We start from the raw sequence: 638 nt of genomic DNA, 5'->3' as shown, positions 1-638 counted from the left end.
ATTTGAACTCGTAACGTTTCTAGTTTTTTATTTAAGTTCTCATGAGTTTCTTTATTTTCTACGTGTACCGCATTTATTGCTTCCACCACTTTCGGGTTTTGCATCTTAATATAGGAATCAACGGCAAAACCAGGTTCATATCTTGGTATAAAATCAGGGCTTTTTATCGTTGTAAAGGTGATGATATATCTATCTTCTCCTTTGGAGTTTTTACCATCCAGAGTTACTTTAGTTGGAATTAACGCAACATCATCAGGTAAATAAAATGAAAATTCATCTTCGGATTCAGGTATATGAGTTCCTACTTGTTTTGCGTGCAGTAACTGATCAGGATCATTGATTTCAAAGATGGTATTCGAACCAAAGATTGTTCTTGGAACCTCGATGTTTACAGAGTTACTTGCGTTCGTTCTTGACGATATCTTACTTAAGTCATTTAACTTGATTTGCATGAAATCTTGAGCTGACAGATCAGTAAAGAGATGTTTTGATGAATTTGCAATGATGGTATTGGCTTGATTAATCAGTTTATTTTGAAAGTCTTCTGGAAAATTTAATCCTCGATACAAAGTTTTCGGTGAGGGAACCCTATTGGTATCCACCAGTGCTTTACTGGTCAGAGGGGTCAGTAATGCGGT

1 pseudogene is annotated in these 638 nt (G+C 35.7%); it reads right to left on the bottom strand.

Going from position 1 to position 638, the window contains the following annotated elements:
- Positions 1 to 638 (bottom strand): annotated as a pseudogene (locus Lgra_RS04805) (SidE phosphodiesterase domain-containing protein); the annotation flags it as partial.

It is taken from the genome of Legionella gratiana, from assembly GCF_001467695.1.
Classification (GTDB): domain Bacteria; phylum Pseudomonadota; class Gammaproteobacteria; order Legionellales; family Legionellaceae; genus Legionella; species Legionella gratiana.
This window is presented reverse-complemented; position numbering and strand designations above follow the sequence as displayed.